This is a genomic window from Pelagibius sp. Alg239-R121 (genome assembly GCF_947331435.1).
In the GTDB taxonomy this organism is placed as follows: Bacteria; Pseudomonadota; Alphaproteobacteria; order Kiloniellales; family Kiloniellaceae; genus Denitrobaculum.
Genome location: NZ_CAMZOF010000003.1, coordinates 353,991 through 372,246, shown reverse-complemented (window position 1 = coordinate 372,246; position 18,256 = coordinate 353,991). Strand labels below are relative to the sequence as shown.

Genomic DNA, 18,256 nt, shown 5'->3' with positions numbered 1-18,256 from the left:
CTTTATCCTTCTAGTTGGACGCCTGCTGGGTCGGACGCCTGTCGCTCTTCACGATAACGCCACTTTATCAATCAAACCTATCGAAATCCGAGCAAGACAACATCCCGCCGCCCGCGCCTGGTTATGTGGCGTCTCCGAATACAAAATTCCCTTACTCAAAGTTAACCACGCTTACTCAAACTTAACGACTCGAGCATAGCCTGAACCAAGTCATCAGGAGTTTTTCAATGCCCTACGTGATCCGGGACAGCGACGGCAGAATCACCTCGGTTCATATCGAGCGAAGTTCCATCGCGACCGAAGAGTTAGATATAGCCGCTCCCGAGTTGCAGGCCTTTCTCGGGCGTTCGAGTAAGGTCCCGCACGGTGTCGTAAAAGATGATCTCGCTGCATCGGATATCGATATGATCCGCGTGCTGGAAGATCTGATCGCTGTCTTGATCGACAAACGGGTCATTGTGATGACCGACTTGCCATCGGCTGCGCAGAAGAAGCTCTCACGCAGGTATGGCTTGCGGAGCAAATTGACAGACCTGGGATCGATCGTTGGCGACAGCGAAGAATTGATGCTCCCCTGAACGTCCTAGGTTGAGGACTCCTATTCCTTGATGGTCTCAACCTGGCCCGATAACCCGTAGCAATAGCCGCACACTGAAAGCGCATCCTGCAGCCTCAGCCGCAGCTTTACGTGCAAAACAGGGTGCCGTTTGTGCCAACGCAACGCCCTGACAGCCTACCCATATCTGAGCGCCCCGGTCTAAGCCATCGTCATGTGTTGAAAAAACCTACATATTATTATATGAGTTTTTGCTTACAGGCTTTTAGCCAAGCAGGCGGAACACATGGCACGACCCGCGCAGGCAAGACCGAGCGAACAAGAACCGAAACCTAGAATCGTCCAGTTCAACAATCGCAGGTACTCGATCCGCTTGGAGCCTGTGTTTTGGCGAGGTCTGGAAGACTTGGCAGCCCGTAATCAACTCCGGCTGGGTAAGTTCGTTGCCCAGATGGAAGAGACCTATCAAGGCAAAAATTTTTCCTCGTTCTTACGTGTATTTTGCATGCTTGACGCCGAGCGGGGACTGGCGGAGCAACACCTCGGCGACGGACGCGCATCGCTTGTCGACCTCGTCGAAGCCTGTCCTACGCCCGGCGTTATTCTCTCTCATGAGCGCACTATTATCGCTTGCAACGCTGCCTTCACCAGTTGGCTGGGGACGCCCGGCGCACCGGTCGTGGGTGCCGACCTGACCGCCATCGTTCAAGTCAGAACACGCCGTTCGCTCAATGAAGTTTGGCAGGATATGGTTAACGGCGGTGCAGCCTCGATCGATGCCCGTATTCTGCACGTCGCACCAGGCCGCGTCTCGACTGCACAAGGAAAGATACTGGCGCTGCCGTCCAACGATCCGCTCACCTTCTACTCAGTTATGTGGCTGACCATTGCCCCACAGGCCCGCTAACACGGAAGGGCCCACGCAGTTGAAGGCGCCAAAGGCCTCCAAAGGCGCAGCAGTACAGCCCCAATGCCTCATGCGTCAGTACGCTAGAGAAATTTTACAAAACTATCAGCAAAATCAGCGGATTGTCTGGTGTTTTGATGGCGAGATTCGCCACACGAACGATCAGGACTCGGTGATCGTAACGTCCGACAGACTGTAAATCGTCACACCGTTCTCAAAGGCGTAAAAATTCAAGCCGGTCACGTCCACGCCGGTCGCCGTCACATGCCCGTCCGCGACACCGCGGTCGGTTACAGCCTCCTGAGCTGTGATGCTGACAGGAAGCACATCACCCGAAAACAGCACGACATCGCCTGATTCGTCAGGCAAAAGATCAGCGAGGTCCAGGACGACCGTGTCGTCCTCGTCCATCAGTTCCGTAGACTGTTCGCCGGTTCCGATCATTGTAACTTCAACACCCTGGCATTCTTATTCTCAGCGAAAGATACCCGAACATAAGAGTCAAGGCAATGCTCAGCGGAACACGCCAAACAGGCGAGCTTCTTTCAACTCGGGGTTATTCTGAGAAGTCTTTAGCCAGTTCTGAGAGCGGTACAGACGCTGCCAGAAATGCACAAAAAGCGTTAACTATAAGGCAAGCACAAGAATCAGACGGCCAGTCACAAAGCGGTTAATCTTCGAAGATGCCTTCCGCCCAGGACTTATGCTCCACATTAGCCTGCTCAGGCGCGGCAACTTCAAGCGTCGACAGCAACTGGCCGCTGAGAGCAAGAACACGATAGGCCGCCAGCTCTTCATTGGTCATGGCAGAAACCAGCTGCCCCTGAGAGACGAAAAGTTCGTTCTCAGCATCCAGCACATCCAGAAGGGTCCGCTGAGCCACATTGAACTGCTCGAGATAAGCATCGCGGGTTTCTTTGTTGAACTCCACCGAACTCGAGAAATCAGAGACCGCCTGACGGTTGGCTTCTAAAGCGAACCATGACTGCCGCATTTCCCGCTGCGATTCGACAAGAGCCTGATAACGGCGGTTTTTGCTCTCGGCAACGCGTGACAGAGCTTCCTGACGCGCGGCTCGGTCAATGCCACCACGGAACAGGTTCCAGCGAACACGCAGCATCACCTGATTGTTGAATTCATAGGTGTCGAAACTGTCGGTTCCGTCGTTGTATTCGGATTCGGCTTCGAGCGAAACGCTGGGGTAGAAGGTCGATTCCGAGATACCTACTTCAGCATCCGCGGAGCGAACGTCGGCTTCGAAGATCTTCGTCGTCGGATTGTTTTTTGCTGCCAGATCCAGTGCAGCCGGCAGGTCGAGCGGCAGAACGTTGTCTGGCAGGACCGGCGCGTTCAGATCGTCGGGAAACTCACCGACGATCCGCGTGTAGTTGGCTTCGGCGTCGCGCAGGTCGTTATAGGTCTGAGTCAGAGTGGCCCGGGCGCGCGCGGCGCGCGCCTCAGTCTGGCTGACGTCCGCACGGCTGCCGCTACCCGCGTTGAGCCGTTCCTGGAGCGACGCAATAATGTCCAAATGCACTTGAAGATTGGTCTCTGCCAGGGCAATCAGTTCGCGCTGGCGGAGAACTTCCAAATAGGCGCCGACAACATCCAAGCCAAGAAACTCGCTGTTTTCCCTGACCCGCTCTGCCGCGGATTCGACACGTGCCTTTTCGCGCGCGACAGTACTGTCCGCGTCAAAACCGTCGAAGATCCGCTGCTGAAGAGTGATCGAAGACTCTCTGCGGTTCTGGGTGCTGCTGTCGCCACCACCCAGCCGGGACGTCCGGTTGTTGAGGTTCTCAACACCGTAACCGGCAGCAACATCGATCTGCGGAAGATAGAGGCCGCGTGCCTGCCTTAATTCCTGATCCACAGCCTCCCGGTTGCTTGCCACAATCCCAATGTCCGGGTTTGTGGATATAGCATTGGCCACAGCATCTTTTAGGGAAATCGCCTGTGCTTCAGAGACAAACGGAAGAAGAACCGCACTTGCCAGCAATACAGCTTTAAAATTGCGGTCGAAGCCACCTAGAGAACGGCGCATTTATGATTTCCCCTACAACATCATTACAGCGTAATTCGGCTAGGACACACCCTCTCTCGGCTTGGGAGGTGACGACACCACCCACGAGAGACTCGCCCCCCTACATCCACCACGCAGATTCTGATCAGCCTTTTACAGTTAAAATTCCCGAACTGTCAATGTCTTGAAGCCTTAGGCGAAGTTTGCAAACCAGCTTTGCGGCCACCAATAGTCGTAGAGGCAGCGTGGAAACAAGACAACTTTTTGGAGAGTATTTTCCTGAAAAACGACACTCAGAATGAACGTCTGCCGATCATAGTTGATCCAGGGTTAACCAAGTGTTGATAGGGCAGACAGCCCCAATCAGCCTTAAAAAGCGATCCTGAACAGCAAAATAGGGTCGAATGCGGCAGGTATCTGTAGCCATCTATTCCCACACCGCTTTAGATTTTCGCAAGGCCTTTCTGCCTAAACTCTTGAAAACAATTGCAATAGAGCAACCAGATGGAAGCTACACCCTCTATAGAGCCTGGAGTGCTTGGAGAACCTATTTGTTCTTCACTCGTTTGGCGAAAACGCAAAACAGCTTGCCCACCGTACAGATTGAAAGTGATTCGGGTTTTTGGCCTCTTCAATCACCAACGCCGACGCTCAAGCACACCACATCCTTGACACAGATTTTACAGCACCCAATTAAAAGTGAGCGCTCACTCATTATCGGAAATGCGATGAACAGCAGATCGGACGCAACAAGGGCGAAGATTGAAGATGCCGCCATACGCCTGTTCGCCGAACAGGGTATTCAGCAAACCTCGACCCGCGACCTGGCGGCGGGCGCGGGTGTTGCCGAAGGCAGCCTATATCGGCATTTCCCGAGCAAGGATGAGATGGTCAAAGTGCTGTTCGATAAACACTACAGCGTCCTTGCCGAACGCTGGGACACCCTTGCCGGTCGGGAAAGCTGTCCGCGGGAGAAGCTCTCCGTCATCTTGCGGGATGTATGCAGGCTCTATGATGAGGCGCCCGAGCGTTTTCGCTTCCTGCTGCTCACCCAGCATCAGGCCCTGCCCTATAGCGGGCAAGGCCGGAAAACTCCGGTATCGGTACTCTACGGCATCATATCGGAGGGCGTAGGGGCCGGCGTATTCCGTAAATCCGATCCCAATCTGATGACGGCGTTCATTATGGGTCTGATCACGCAGCCGCCGGTCTTCATGATATATGGACGTCTCGAAACATCGATGTCCTCGATCATGGAAGACCTTGTGGAAACAGCATTAGCCTGCCTTGGAAGCAATTGTGGGGACCGGAGCGGGGGTCCGTAATCAGCGTTCCGCCGGTGCACACAGGGCGAAAGCCCGTCAATTTCTCAAAAAGTTTCATTTGATACAAAAATTCTAGGGAGCCGATTATGTCCAACGGCCCGATGTTTCTTCTGAAGACCAAACGCTTTTTGCCCTATTTCGCAACCCAGTTCCTGGGCGCCCTGAACGACAATCTCTTTAAGAACGCAGCGGCCTTCCTGATCATTTTTCAGCTGGCTGACAACACGAACGGCCAAGGTGAAATCCTGGTCAACGTGGCGACAGGCCTTTTCATCTTGCCGTTTTTCCTCTTCTCGGCATGGGCGGGCAACATAGCCGACCGCATGTCGAAGACCAGGCTCATGCGTCTGATCAAGACGATGGAAATTCCCATCATGGGACTTGCGGCTTATGGTTTTTTCAGTGGCGACGTTACGGTGCTCCTCGCCACGTTGTTCCTCATGGGAACGCAATCATCCTTTTTCGGACCGGTGAAATACTCGGCCCTGCCTGAGCTGATGAAGCCTGATGAGCTATTGAATGCCAACGCACTGGTTGAAGGCGGAACCTTTCTTGCCATCCTGGCCGGGACCATTGCCGGCGGCCTGCTGATCGAGGCTGAAGCGGGGCGTAGCCTGGTGAGTGCGGGACTTCTGATCTGCGCGGTTCTGGGACTGGCTGCGAGTTGGGCTATTCCCAAAACGGCCATGCCTGCCGTGCCCACCCCATCAACCGAAATTCAGGAAGCGGGTAAAGGAAATGCACTGTTGTTCGGGCAGACCCGACGGGTGTTGCGGCATGCAGCCGGGAACCGTTCCGTTTTCCTCTCGATCCTCGGCATCTCCTGGTTCTGGGCCGTGGGGGCAACCTATCTGACCCAGTTTCTTGGGTTGACCAAAAACATTATCGGCGGTGATGAAACAGTCGTAACCCTCCTGCTCGCCACCTTTACGATCGGCATCGCGACCGGGTCGATGCTCTGCAGCAAGCTGTTGAAGGGCGAAGTCAGTGCCAAGTATGTGCCCTTCGGTGCCCTCGGGATCGCTGTCTTCTCGCTCGATCTCGCCATTGCGGCCAGTTCAGTGACAATGCCGGATGTGACCTATACCGCAACAAGCTTTCTGGTCGATTGGCACAACTGGCGTTTTCTGATCGATCTCACTCTCCTGGCGATGTTCGGCGGCCTCTTCGTCGTTCCGCTCTACACCATCTTGCAGAGCCGGTCCGAGGACGCGCACCGTTCGCGTAACATCGCCGCCAACAACATTCTGAATGCGCTCTTCATTGTCGTGGCCGCGGGTTTGACTGCGGGCGCACTCGCAATCGGCGCGACAATCATCGAAATTTTCCTGGCGATTGCGGTCGGCAGTGCAATCGCAGCTGTCTACATCTGCAAGCTGTTGCCTCAGGAGCTCTTCAAAACCACGGCCGCGGCCATCTTGCGGGTTTTGTTCAAGGTCAGGATCCGCGATGTCGAGAACCTGCAGAAAGTCGGCGACAAGGCCGTGATCGTAGCCAACCATGTGTCCTATCTGGACGGCCTCCTGCTCGCGGCCTTCCTGCCTGGACAGCTGGTTTTCGCGGTGGACACCGAGCAGGCCAAGAAATGGTGGGTGCGGTTGTTCCTTTCGCTGGTCGAAGCCTTCCCGATGGACCCAACCAACCCAATGGCGACCAAATCCCTGATCAAGGAAGTCGCCAAGGGTAAGCGCTGTGTCATCTTCCCGGAAGGCCGGCTGACCCAGACCGGCGCCTTGATGAAGATATACGAAGGGCCGGGCATGATCGCCGACAAAGCGGATGCCCCCATCGTTCCAATCCGTTTGGATGGCGTCCAGCACAGCCGATTGACCTATCTGAAAGGTAAAGTGCACCAACGCTGGTTCCCGCAAATCACGGTGACGGTCCTGGAGCCCCGGGAATTCCATGGTGACGAGGGATTATCAGGTCGGATGCGACGCAAGAACGTGGCGCAAAAGCTCTACGACGTCATGTCTGAAATGATGTTCGAGACTTCGGACACCCCGCAAACTCTCTTTGACGCCTTTCTGGACGCCAGGCTTGCCCATGGCCGAAAGAGCGAGATCCTACGGGATGTCGAGCAGAAGCCCTTCACATACGATGGCCTGCTCACCGCCAGTCTTGCCGTGGGGCGAGCGTTGGAAAAACGTCTGCCATCCGAAATTCCCGTCGGGCTGCTCCTACCCAATACAGTGGGCAGCGTGATCACGCTTCTGGGTCTCTCAGGAACGGGAAGAATCCCGGCCATGCTGAACTTCACAGCCGGCGCTGCATCAATCCAGGCAGCAATCAAGGCCGCGGACATCAAGCAGGTGATTACTTCGCGCCGCTTCATTGAGCTCGGCAAGCTGACCGCGCTGGAAGAAGCGCTCGCTGCTCACGTCGAACTCATCTACCTGGAAGACGTCAGAGACAAGATTACGACATTCGATCGCCTGTCCGCTCTGGCAAAACGTCCATTCGCCGCTGCGCTGCACCGGCGCCGTGGGATAAGTCCAGACGATACAGCTGTCATCCTCTTCACCTCCGGCTCGGAGGGGCTGCCCAAAGGTGTCGCCCTCAGTCACCGCAACGTCGTCTCAAATTGCAGGCAAGTCGCATCCGTGCTGGACTTTAATCCGGTCGACAAGGTCTTCAATCCCCTGCCGCTGTTTCATTCCTTCGGATTGACCGGTGGCTTGATCCTGCCTCTGCTTTCCGGGGTCCCGAGCTTTCTCTATCCCTCGCCCCTGCACTTCAAAGTGATTCCGGAGATGATCTATCACAGCAACGCGACGATCCTGTTTGCGACCGACACTTTTTTGCAGGCCTATGCCAAGGCTGATAGTTACGACTTTTATTCCCTACGGTACGTCTTTGCCGGCGCAGAGCGTGTGAAGGATGAAACCCGGCGCATTTGGGCTGAGCGCTTCGGCCTGCGCATTTTTGAAGGCTACGGCGCGACGGAATGTGCTCCGGTTTTGGCCGTCAACACGCCCATGCACTTCAAACCCGGAACGGTCGGACGTCTCCTGCCCGGGCTAGAGTCGCGCCTGGAGCCGGTACCCGGCCTTGAGGATCCGGAAGCCGGGCGGCTCTTCGTCCGTGGCCCCAATGTCATGCGCGGATATCTAAAGGCCGACAAGCCGGCGGTGCTGCAACCGCTCGAGACCGGCTGGTACGACACCGGTGATATCTGCAAGCTGGATGACCAGGGCTTCGTTACCATTGCAGGTCGCGCTAAACGCTTCGCCAAGATCGGCGGCGAAATGGTCAGTCTGACGGCGATTGAGGCTCTGGCTGCAGAACTCTGGCCCGACGAGCAACATGTTGCCGCCGCCCTGCCCGACCCCAAAAAGGGTGAACAGATCGTTCTTCTGACGACTCGTGAAAAGGCCGAGCCATCGGAGCTGCAAGCGCATGGGAAAACCAAGGGCTGGGCAGAGATCCAGTTACCGCGGCTCCTGCACGAGATTACTGAGATTCCTCTGCTCGGCAGCGGCAAGACCGACTATGGCGCAGTAACGGATTTTGCGAAGGAAAAACTCGGCTTGGCTTGATCTGAGGCCTGCTCCCCACGGCTTAGGTGGCGGCAGAGTGAAATTCACTGCCGCCACCGCCCCCATGTCGTCAGGCAATCCGCAGAAAAGTATTTTTCGTGCCCTTTCACACTGCGTTAACCATAATGTGTAGATTCAATGCCATCTTTTGAGAGGCATTAACCAATGGGAAGCACCTAGTGATGGATTATTGCCGTCGTAATTTCCATGCGTCGGTTGAGCCGGTGCGAGACAATGACAATCCGGTTACGGAACAAATCCGGTCGCAATGACTGCAGGAGACCACAAGAGCACGATGGCACCTCGCGATTACAGCGTCGGGGCGAGGACAGCTTCCGCATCCCCGCAACAGCAAGCAAGTCAGTCTCCACAAGCCGCGACGACCGAGCCAGCACCTGAGTCGACACCCCAGCCTGGATCCGGCACTGCACCGCAATCCGCAACGGATTCAGCGCCTGCATCGACAGGGACTCCGCTGAACACTGAATCGGGGAGCGCGCAGCAGCCGGAAGCCGAGAAAGCAACAAGCCCGCTGCAACCGGAGGACCTCTTGGAAGCGGCTAAGTCCGAGTGGCATGTTGCCCCCTCGATGGTCGACTTCGAAGACCCGCTCGTACAATGCGTCACTTTCCTCGCCACCCTGCTGCAGCGCCCGATTTCGGCGGAAGCTCTTAAGGCCGGACTCCCGCACGCCGAACAGCGATTCACTCCTGAGCTGGCAGTCCGGGCCGCCGAACGCGCCGGGCTTACGGCGCGCGTCGTCCGCCGGCCCAAACTAAAATCCATACAGCAGGTGACCCTGCCCTGTATTCTGCTGCTGAAAGGCAGTGGGGCTTGTGTTCTCACCCAGATCAAGGGCAAGCAGTCTGCTGAAATTATGGTGCCCGAGGGCGGTGGCGGCACCAAGACCATCGACATCGAGGAACTGGAGGAGCAGTACCTCGGCTACGCGATCTTTGCACGGCCCGAGTTCAAGTTCGACGATCGCGCCTTGGACATCCGACTCAAGCAGCCGACAGCCTGGTTCTGGGGCACGCTGGCAAAGTTCTGGCCGATCTACAGTCACGTGGCGCTGGCCTCGATCATGATCAACTGCTTCGCGATCGCGAGCCCACTGTTCATCATGAACGTCTACGACCGCGTCGTACCGAACAACGCTATTGAGACGCTTTGGGTTCTGGCCCTCGGCGTTTGCACGGTGTTCCTGTTCGAGTTCGTTATGCGCAACATGCGCACTTACTTCGTCGATATTGCCGGCAAAAATGCAGACGTCATTATCGCCAGCAGGTTGCTTGAGCAGCTGATGTCCATGAAGCTCTCCAGTAAACCGCCCTCGACCGGCGCAATGGCAAACAATCTTCGCGAATTCGAGAGCCTGCGAGAGTTTTTCACCTCAGGAACACTGGTCGCCTTTGTCGACCTGCCTTTCATCTTTCTGTTCCTCGGTGTCATTTTCCTGGTGTCGGGTCCGATTGCCCTGATCCCTCTGATTGCCGTACCGATCGTGATTTTTGTGGGTGTCTGTCTGCAGATACCTTTGCGGAAAGTCATAGAAAAGACGCATCGGGAGTCGAGCCAGAAGCACGCTTTGCTCGTTGAGACCATCGATGGTCTGGAGACCATCAAGGCAACCGCCGCCGAGGGCCGGGTGCAGCGTTCCTGGGAACGCTTTGTCGGCCTGACTGCGGAGTCATCGGGCAAAGCAAGGTTCCTCTCGGGCATCGCAACGACCTTCGCCCAGGTCACAATCCAACTGGTGACGGTTATCGTCGTGATCTACGGCGTTCATCTTATTTCCGAAGGTGAAATCACCATGGGCGCCCTGGTGGCCTCGACCATGCTCACGGGCCGTGCGCTGGCTCCGCTCGGCGCCATTGCAGGCATGCTGACCCGGCTCCAGCAGTCGCGGGTCGCATTGAAGTCGCTGGACACCCTGATGAAATCGCCTGTCGAGCGCGACCAGGACAAAACCTTCCTGCATCGGCCGCGCCTGAGCGGTGAGATCGAATTCAAGAAGATCAATTTCAACTACCCGAACCAGGAACCCCTGGCCCTCGACAACCTCAGCTTCAAGGTGAAGCCCGGTGAGAAAATCGGCATCTTGGGGCGGATCGGGTCAGGCAAGAGCACCATCGCGCGCCTTTTGCTCGGCCTTTACGAACCGACCGAAGGCTCGGTTTTGATGGATGGCACTGATCTGCGTCAAATCGATCCAGCGGATTTGCGCCGTAATATCGGTTATGTCTCACAGGACAACTATCTCTTCTTCGGTTCGGTGCGCGAAAACATCTCCTTCGGCGCACCGCATGTCGACGACAAGACCATTCTGCGAGCCGCTGCCGTCGCAGGCGTCAGCGACTTTCTTCGAGCTCATCCGCATGGATTTGATCTACAGGTGGGCGAGCGCGGCATGGCGTTGTCGGGCGGACAGCGGCAGGCGGTCGTCATCGCGCGCTCTCTATTGCTCGATCCACCGATCATTTTGATGGATGAGCCGACCAGCGGTATGGACAACTCGACTGAGGCGATGTTCAAAAACCGCCTGGGCAAAGCGATGGTCGGCAAGACCCTTTTGCTTGTAACCCACCGCAGTTCGCTGCTCAGCCTCGTGGACCGTCTGATCATCCTGGACAACGGCAAGATCGTCGCTGACGGCAAAAAGGAAGAAGTCCTAGAAGCCTTGAAGCAGGGGCGCATTCGTGCCGGTGCGAATTGACGTGTGCAGGTGGCAGTACATCGGAGTGCAATGGGAAAATCAGATGCTAGTGATTCACGGTCAGTTGCACCGAGAGAGTCAGTGAGGAATTAGGACGCATGTCGACTTCCGACCCCTACAAGGATGAAGACCTTTTCTTCATGCCCGACGTCCACGCCGCGGCGCGCCGGCGCGGTCGTGCTTTTGCCTATATCCTGACGCTGACATCGTTTCTGTTCTTCCTTGTGTTCGGCATTTGGGCGAACCATGCGGTTCTGGATGAGGTAACACGCGGCGAAGGCACGGTGGTTCCCTCCAGCAAGACCCAGATTATTCAGAATCTCGAGGGTGGCATCCTCGCAGGGATCATGGTGCGTGAAGGCGACATCGTTGAACCCGGCGATATTCTGGTCCGCATCAACAACACGGCGGCGCGGGCAACTTTCCAGGACACGCGCAGCCAGTACTTTGCCCTGCTGGCGAAGTCAGCCCGCCTCGAAGCCGAGCTGGAAGACAGAGAAATCGAGTTCTCCGAGAATGTCATCGAAAATGCGGCCCGAGAGGTCTCGACCCAGCGCCTGCAATTTGACAACCGGAAACGTCAGCTGACCGCTCAGATCGCTGTTTTGCAGGCGCAGAAGTCCCAGCGCGAACAGGAAATAACCGAGGCCAAGAGCCGCAGCCAACAGCTCCGCCGAAGCCTGAAATTGGCACAGGAAGAACGCGGAATCACAGCCCCCCTGGTCAAGAAGGGGATCAGTCCGCGGTTGGATCTTATCCGAATTGACCGCCAGGTCTCGGATCTGGAAGGCGAGCTGAAAACCATTCGCCTTAGCATGCCGCGCCTGCAGACCGCGGTTCTGGAAGCCCAGCAGCGTATCGACGAATTGGTCCTTTCAACGAAAGCTCAGGTCTCCGAAGAACTCAGCCAGGCCAGGACGGAAGCACAGTCGATCAGCCAGTCCCTGACCGCCGGCGAAGATCTGGTGACACGAACCGAGGTTCGTTCGCCGGTGCGTGGCACCATCAAGGAAGTCAAACACAACACAGTTGGCGGCGTCATTCGTCCAGGGGAAGACATCATCGAAATCGTGCCGTTGGACGACACACTTTTGATCGAAGCGCAGATCCGCCCGTCCGACATCGCGTTCCTGCGCCCTGGTCAAGAAGCGACCATCAAGATTACCGCCTATGATTTTTCCATTTACGGCGGCCTCAACGCGCAGCTTGAGACCATATCGGCCGGCACGATCAAGGATGACCAGGGTGAGAGTTTCTATCGGGTCTATCTCAGGACCGGTGATATCACGCTCCAACGCAACGGCGCCGAACTGCCGATCATCCCGGGCATGACCTCTACCGTCGAGATTCTGACCGGCAAGAAGACCGTGTTGGACTATCTGCTCAAACCGATCTTAAAGGCACGTGACCAGGCTTTGCGGGAGCGTTGAGCAGTTCCTTTTTCCGATATGTATGTCCTGAGCAATGACGCCGCCTGGATTACAAACATGTACCCTTAAGAGTAAAGCCTTGAGTTCAAAACCTTTGAGCTCCCCAACGCATTTGGCTCATCTCTCTGCCCTTGGAGCAGACCAGTAGGTTCGGTAGTGTCGTCTAAGTTTTTCCAGTTAAACTTCGCTTCGGGGCGCAACCGCGTTAAAGGCAATCCTCACTTTGCCCGCGAGCACAGAGTTAGGCGAAGCGACAACATCCGCGTCGGCATTTGGTCGAAATGGGACTGGGATGGCGCTACTCTTACAGCGTCGAATTGCCGCTTCGGCATGGTGCCGCTGTACTACTTCGAGAAGGGCGATACCTTCTGCATCTCAGATTCGATTGAGACCCTGTTGGAATGCGGTGCGCCTCAAGAGCTCGATGACGTCGGACTGTCCGTTTTCATTCGCCGCCAAAATTTCGTCGGCGAGGACACCCCGTTTAAGAGTATTCGTTGTTTAGCGCCGAATTCGCGTCTGACCTGGAGTGAAGGCAGGCTCAACATCGAAAGTGCGCCCTTCCGCTCTTCACCGCAACATCTCAAGCCTGCAGCGATCCTGGAGGGGATCCATGAGCTGTTCGCGCAATCAATTGCGCGCAGACTACCCAAGAGCAACCGTTTCACAGTGCCCTTGAGCGGAGGTAAAGAGTCCAGGCGCATTCTGTTCGAACTGGCCCGTCAGAGCCATCTGCCTGAATTTTGCGTGACCGCGATGCATCCACCACCGCGCGCGAACGAGGACGCAAAAGTTTCTGCCCTGATCACTGAGCGCCTGGGTATCGAGCAACGTTTGATACCGGCCGAGTGGGCGAGCATCGCGCTAGAAAAAGACAAGAACAGGCGGATGGGATTCTCGACGCTTGAACACAACTGGGTGGTACCGATGGCAAGGTATCTCCCGTCCGCCGTCGACTGTTCCTACGACGGGATCAATATTGATTGCAATCTCTACAGCGACAAGCGCGCAAGACTCTTCGGCGACGGCAAGCTTACCGAACTTGCCATCGACATACTGGGCGATTCCGAAGCCACTCTCTCGCAGACGCTGAGTGCAGAAACCTACAAACTCCTAAGCCGTGATAAAGCCATCCACAGAGTGGTCGAGGATCTCAAGCTACATGCGGAACAGGTCTGCCCGACTTCCAGTTTTTTGTTTTGGTCACGGATGCGGCGCGCCGTTGCCCCGGTTCCCTTTGGATTGCTTCATGACATAGAAACGGTTCACACACCCTTCCTCGACAAGGAGCTGTTTGAGTTCTCCATGTCGATCCCGGAGCCTATACTCGTCGGCGGTCAGGTGTATCGTGAAGCCATTGAGAAGAGTTATCCCGAATGGCGCGACATCCCCTATGCCGATTCCAGCTTGTCGACGCAACCAAATCGACAACACAACAGGCGATATCTCACGCAGCTTTGCGCTTACCTTGCGGATGGAAACCTGCGCTCCCGGATCATTGACGTCCCCCGAACGCTACCGCGCATACTAAAGGGTGCGGTTTCAGGGTCGCAGGAACGCTTTGGCTGGATCCAACCACAGCTGATCACCTTCCTGCTGCAGCTGGAAGGTCTCGCGCGGGGTTAAGGCCCAGAGGGCCGGAGTTTGAACGCTGTGCTCTTAAGCGATCCGCTCCAGGCGATTACGCACTGAGTCCAGATCGTTCCATACCGCATATCTTCAAAACGTATTAACCAATTTCTGTAAGACTTCCGAAATGAAAACACGATTAAGAGACTGATTCACGTTTTTCCCTGATTCAGCGAAAAGCGATCAGACTCCAGATCATGAACAGGAATTGCTCACGGTGCATCGGCGACGGTTTATCATGGGGATCGCGGCATTTGCTGCCGCGCTGCCAGCCGCGCCGTTTCCCGTACGCTCCGCGACGCTGAGTGATCTGACAAAATCCCTGCAGACCGCCTCTCCCGGGATCTTCCGGACCATCGAATTTAAATCGAAGTCCTTCAAGGCCCTGCCTCAATGGCGCAGAGTACTGGACCAGGTCAAGCAAGAACAAAAAGCGTTTCAGTCCTGCACAAACAACGCGGCGAACTGTTCGAGCGAAGTGCAAAAATCCTGGCGCGAAATCATCATCTCTGCCCGAAACCTTAATCGGCAGGAGAAGCTTCGTGCGGTCAACCGCTATTTTAACCGCTGGCCGTACAAGTTCGACCAAGAAGTTTTTGGCGTGAATGAATATTGGGCCAGTCCCGTGGAATTCATGACCCGTTCCGGCGATTGCGAGGACTTTTCGATTGCAAAATACTTCGCTCTCAAAGAATTGGGTTTCTCGGAACAGGAAATGCGTGTGGTCATCGTGATGGACCGAATTCGCAATATCGGACATGCCATTCTGGCAATATACGAAAAAAACGACATCCTGGTCCTCGATAGCCTTTCGAACGTCATTTTGTCACACTCAAAATATAAGCACTACCTGCCGCAGTATTCGATGAATGAGACCACCCGCTGGGCGCACTTCGTTCGCCAATAAAGCTTTACCAAAAGAGATCAAGCAAGATGTCCATAGGCAACAGAATGAACGAGTTGGAGCGATCATCGATTGATCTGGCCCAGACTGATTTGGCCACGATCGATCTGGAACAGCCGGCATCCTCACCCGATGCACCTGACGGCTTGCCAAAATCCGCCCTGATCGGCCTTGCCGCTATCGTCGTCATCGCCGTCGTCATTCCCTGGCTGACAATCGAATCAAAAAAAGCGCAGGTGATTGGCGACTTGCAGCAGCGGATGCGGATCACGGTAGAAGCACGCGCAGAGGTCATCTCAACCTGGCTCGACGGCACAGCGCGGCTCGCCGACCGGCTGGTTGAGAGCGAGCTCTTCCGGTTGTTTGCGAGCGATGTCGATGCAGCCGGTGGCGTGATCGAATCGACGCCACAGGTCGAACAGAACCAGAATTCTGACTCGGGTCTCGGCATCGCGTTGCTTGAACAACTCCCCTACATGGAAAGAGTTCTTACAGATTTTGTGATCTCGGCTGACTTCGTGTCGGGCTACGTGGTCGGCAAGGCCGGCGTTGCTTTCGTTACGAGCGGTGGAGCCGCACCGTTGGAAACACAGCAGGCCAAGTTGGCGCTCTCGGTCCTGGCGGCCGGCGACAGGCAATTCGGCGCGCCACGTGCCGCGGCGGCAGGCCTGGTCATGGATATCTATATTCCAATCCTGCCCGCCGCGTCCCAGACCGATCAAGCCGCGCCTGTCGGTGTGCTGATCGTAACGGCGCCGGTGGCCGTAAAGTTGGCTGAGAGCCTGGCACCGCGTCCACTCGCTCCCAAAGGCGAACAGCTGCATCTAGTTCATATGACGCCCGACAACGGTCTTATTGAACTGCTTCCCACCAGGACACCCGAATTACAATCGCTTGCCGGCAGCGACTTTATCCCCGGACACAAAAGCCTGCCTTTTACAGCGGGATCTTCGCTCGATGGCACGAAAGTCGCCTACGCCCGCGCCGCACCAATTTCAGGTGATGACTTCTGGGCTGTTCTCGAAATGGACCGGGGTGCGGCCCACGCTGAGCTTAACACCTATACAACGGTTGTCATCGTCGCTATGGCTCTTATCGTCTTTGCAATCGTTGCCGTCTTTGGAGCGGTCTGGGCGCAGCTGCGCAGCAGCCACAATCGAATGATGGCAGACCAGTTCCGACACCTCGCGGCACAAATCCAAACCCAAAAACGTTTTTTAGACAGCATCAACGGCAGCATCGCAGACTACATCGGATTGAAAGCGCCCGATGGCAACTACCGTTACGCCAATAGCGCATTCGCCAAAGCCGTGGGCCGGGATTCAGAGGATATTGTCGGCCTGGATGATGTTGCGCTCTTCGGTCAGGGAACAGCCGATCGTCTCGCGCTGTCCGACAAAAAAGCTCTTGAGCGCGCGGCCGTTACGACCTTTAACGAAGAAGTCTATTTAGACGGCAAGCGGCGGCATCTGCAGTTCTCCAAGCTGCCGTTCCTCGACGAACAGGATCAGCCCAACGGCGTCGTTTCTGTAGTGCGTGACGTCACCGAGTTGGTAGAAGAGCAGCAGAAACGCGACCGGGCCGTCCGGCAAATGGTAACCGCACTTGTGCGTGCCATCGAACTGCGAGATCCCTATCTGGCCGGCCATTCGCGTCGCGTCGCCAGCCTTGCGGTTGCAGTCGCCAAGCGCTTGCAGCTCTCCAGCGAAGAGGTCTCGACCTTGGAGATTGCGGCGAATCTATCTCAGCTCGGTAAGCTGGCAATCTCCCGTAAGCTCCTGAATAAACCCGACCGGCTTGATGATTCGGAAATCGCCGAAATCAGAAAACACTTGGATCACGCCGCGTCGATGCTACGGGATATCGACTTCGAGTTACCAGTCCTGCCGACGATCTATCAGATGCACGAACGGCTGGATGGCGGCGGCTATCCGGTTGGGTTGAAAGCAGAAGCGATCCTGGTTACGGCGCAGATCCTCGGAGTGTGCGATGTCTTCTCCGCCCGCGTTGAGCCGCGGTCATACCGTGCAGGTCTTTCCAACGAAGAAACCCTGAAGATCCTCAACGAGAACAAGGATCGCTATGCGACACGCATCGTTGAGGCCCTGCGGGATGTCGTCGGCAGCGTGGCAGGCGAGAAACTGTTGGCTGGCTTACCGGCGAACGAAACCTAACGACGGTGTTTGCACGCAAAACGACAGCCTGGATGATAGCCGCATGCTTGCTTGGATCGGGCAGCGGGCAGGCACTTGCAAAGAATGACGGCAACGCATCCCGGATTGAAGTGAACGCGCATTCCTATCCCTGGAGCCCGATCGGGCGCCTCAACGCGGGCGGGCGCGGACATTGCACCGGCTTTATGATCGGCGAGCAGACGCTGCTTACAGCAGCGCACTGCCTATATGACAACATCAGCGGACGATGGCGCGGCGCAAGCGAACTTCATTTTGTCGCTGCTTATCAACGCGAAGACTACAGTCTGCATTCGCCGGTCGAAAGCTACCAAGTGTCGAAGGCGTTCAAGCCCGCACAGTCGGTATCTGCTGAGAACGCGGTCGCCGACTGGGCTGTCGTCCGACTGAAGAAAGGGATAGGACGACAGACCGGGTGGTTTGGTGTGCGTGGCCTTGACGAGGGACTGCGCAGTCGGATCGACCAAAAGAAAGCCATACTGCTCCAAGCGGGCTATCAAAGGCAGCGCGCTCATGTCATCACCGCAACATTTGGCTGCACATTTGTTGGCAATTTCTCTAAGAATTCCGGCTTGGTGCACGACTGCCCGATTGCCAAAGGCGATTCAGGATCTCCGTTGCTGGTCCTTGATCGCGGCCGGATTTCCGTAATCGGCATCCACGTCCTTCAAGTTCGATGGGACGGCCGGCCTGTCTCCGGCACGCTCTCGCTGGTGGCGTTCCATCCCGAAGCAACGGGTCCAGCGACACTGGAGTTCTCGACAGCACTGAAAGCTTATTGGGGACCAGGCCAGCAGCCCCAGGAGAACGATAAGATTAATCGGCTGCCGCTCAAGGCCATTGATGCGCTGCTGTACAGATCGGGTTTTCTATCAACCGACACTGCAGGAACCGCAAAAGAACGCGCCGAAGCAATTAAAAAATTTCAATTGGAGCAAAAGCTTACCCGTGACGGCCAAGCCTCCATTCAGTTGCTTGAGCAGCTCCTACTGAGCGAAGAGAAGGTACGTTAACCATCTCCGCAACTATTCTTTG

At 56.1% G+C, this 18,256-nt stretch carries 12 protein-coding genes; 10 read left to right on the top strand and 2 right to left on the bottom strand.

Annotated features, from left to right (window positions below; all coding sequences use genetic code 11):
* The first annotated feature begins 227 nt into the window (after positions 1 to 227).
* Together QMZ18_RS12055 and QMZ18_RS12050 are read left to right on the top strand one after the other, a co-directional pair.
* Positions 228 to 578: a hypothetical protein gene (locus tag QMZ18_RS12055; protein ID WP_282606542.1), complete on the top strand. Its 351-nt coding sequence runs from the start codon at positions 228 to 230 to the stop codon at positions 576 to 578.
* A 264-nt stretch (positions 579 to 842) separates the two neighbouring features.
* Entirely contained in the window at positions 843 to 1,463 is a 621-nt protein-coding gene (locus QMZ18_RS12050) for a ribbon-helix-helix domain-containing protein (protein ID WP_282606541.1), read from the top strand.
* A 162-nt stretch (positions 1,464 to 1,625) separates the two neighbouring features.
* Here QMZ18_RS12050 and QMZ18_RS12045 read toward each other — a convergent pair whose 3' ends face one another.
* On the bottom strand, positions 1,626 to 1,907 hold the full coding sequence (locus tag QMZ18_RS12045) for a hypothetical protein (RefSeq protein WP_282606540.1): 282 nt from the start codon (positions 1,905 to 1,907) through the stop codon (positions 1,626 to 1,628).
* A gap of 226 nt (positions 1,908 to 2,133) precedes the next feature.
* The gene (locus QMZ18_RS12040) at positions 2,134 to 3,507 is read right to left on the bottom strand and encodes a TolC family outer membrane protein (protein ID WP_282606539.1); all 1,374 of its coding nucleotides are present in this window, start codon (positions 3,505 to 3,507) and stop codon (positions 2,134 to 2,136) included.
* A gap of 707 nt (positions 3,508 to 4,214) precedes the next feature.
* Here QMZ18_RS12040 and QMZ18_RS12035 point away from each other — a divergent pair.
* From QMZ18_RS12035 to QMZ18_RS12000, 8 genes are all read left to right on the top strand, one after another.
* Positions 4,215 to 4,811: a TetR/AcrR family transcriptional regulator gene (locus QMZ18_RS12035; protein ID WP_282606538.1), complete on the top strand. Its 597-nt coding sequence runs from the start codon at positions 4,215 to 4,217 to the stop codon at positions 4,809 to 4,811.
* Between the two features lie 86 nt (positions 4,812 to 4,897).
* Positions 4,898 to 8,350, top strand: a complete 3,453-nt coding sequence (locus QMZ18_RS12030; protein ID WP_282606537.1) for an acyl-[ACP]--phospholipid O-acyltransferase — start codon at positions 4,898 to 4,900, stop codon at positions 8,348 to 8,350.
* A gap of 295 nt (positions 8,351 to 8,645) precedes the next feature.
* Positions 8,646 to 11,066 carry a type I secretion system permease/ATPase gene (locus QMZ18_RS12025; protein ID WP_282606536.1) on the top strand — a complete coding sequence of 807 codons (2,421 nt, stop codon included), beginning with the start codon at positions 8,646 to 8,648 and terminating at the stop codon, positions 11,064 to 11,066.
* Between the two features lie 98 nt (positions 11,067 to 11,164).
* Positions 11,165 to 12,496: an HlyD family type I secretion periplasmic adaptor subunit gene (locus QMZ18_RS12020; protein ID WP_282606535.1), complete on the top strand. Its 1,332-nt coding sequence runs from the start codon at positions 11,165 to 11,167 to the stop codon at positions 12,494 to 12,496.
* Positions 12,497 to 12,652: 156 nt separating this feature from the next.
* A complete protein-coding gene (locus QMZ18_RS12015; protein WP_282606534.1) occupies positions 12,653 to 14,122 on the top strand; it encodes a hypothetical protein in 1,470 nt (489 codons plus the stop codon).
* 220 nt (positions 14,123 to 14,342) lie between these two features.
* A complete protein-coding gene (locus tag QMZ18_RS12010; protein ID WP_282606533.1) occupies positions 14,343 to 15,032 on the top strand; it encodes a transglutaminase-like cysteine peptidase in 690 nt (229 codons plus the stop codon).
* A 26-nt stretch (positions 15,033 to 15,058) separates the two neighbouring features.
* Positions 15,059 to 17,203, top strand: coding sequence for an HD domain-containing phosphohydrolase (locus tag QMZ18_RS12005; RefSeq protein WP_282606532.1), 2,145 nt, complete (start codon positions 15,059 to 15,061; stop codon positions 17,201 to 17,203).
* 5 nt (positions 17,204 to 17,208) lie between these two features.
* Positions 17,209 to 18,234: a serine protease gene (locus tag QMZ18_RS12000; protein WP_282606531.1), complete on the top strand. Its 1,026-nt coding sequence runs from the start codon at positions 17,209 to 17,211 to the stop codon at positions 18,232 to 18,234.
* Positions 18,235 to 18,256 lie beyond the last annotated feature (22 nt).

Excerpts from the sequence above, each read along its gene's own strand:
- QMZ18_RS12055 (WP_282606542.1), top strand. The coding sequence starts at position 228 with ATGCCCTACGTGATCCGGGACAGCGACGGCAGAATCACCTCGGTTCAT.
- QMZ18_RS12050 (WP_282606541.1), top strand. The coding sequence starts at position 843 with ATGGCACGACCCGCGCAGGCAAGACCGAGCGAACAAGAACCGAAACCT.
- QMZ18_RS12045 (WP_282606540.1), bottom strand. The coding sequence starts at position 1,907 with ATGATCGGAACCGGCGAACAGTCTACGGAACTGATGGACGAGGACGAC.
- QMZ18_RS12040 (WP_282606539.1), bottom strand. The coding sequence starts at position 3,507 with ATGCGCCGTTCTCTAGGTGGCTTCGACCGCAATTTTAAAGCTGTATTG.
- QMZ18_RS12035 (WP_282606538.1), top strand. The coding sequence starts at position 4,215 with ATGAACAGCAGATCGGACGCAACAAGGGCGAAGATTGAAGATGCCGCC.
- QMZ18_RS12030 (WP_282606537.1), top strand. The coding sequence starts at position 4,898 with ATGTCCAACGGCCCGATGTTTCTTCTGAAGACCAAACGCTTTTTGCCC.
- QMZ18_RS12025 (WP_282606536.1), top strand. The coding sequence starts at position 8,646 with ATGGCACCTCGCGATTACAGCGTCGGGGCGAGGACAGCTTCCGCATCC.
- QMZ18_RS12020 (WP_282606535.1), top strand. The coding sequence starts at position 11,165 with ATGTCGACTTCCGACCCCTACAAGGATGAAGACCTTTTCTTCATGCCC.
- QMZ18_RS12005 (WP_282606532.1), top strand. The coding sequence starts at position 15,059 with ATGTCCATAGGCAACAGAATGAACGAGTTGGAGCGATCATCGATTGAT.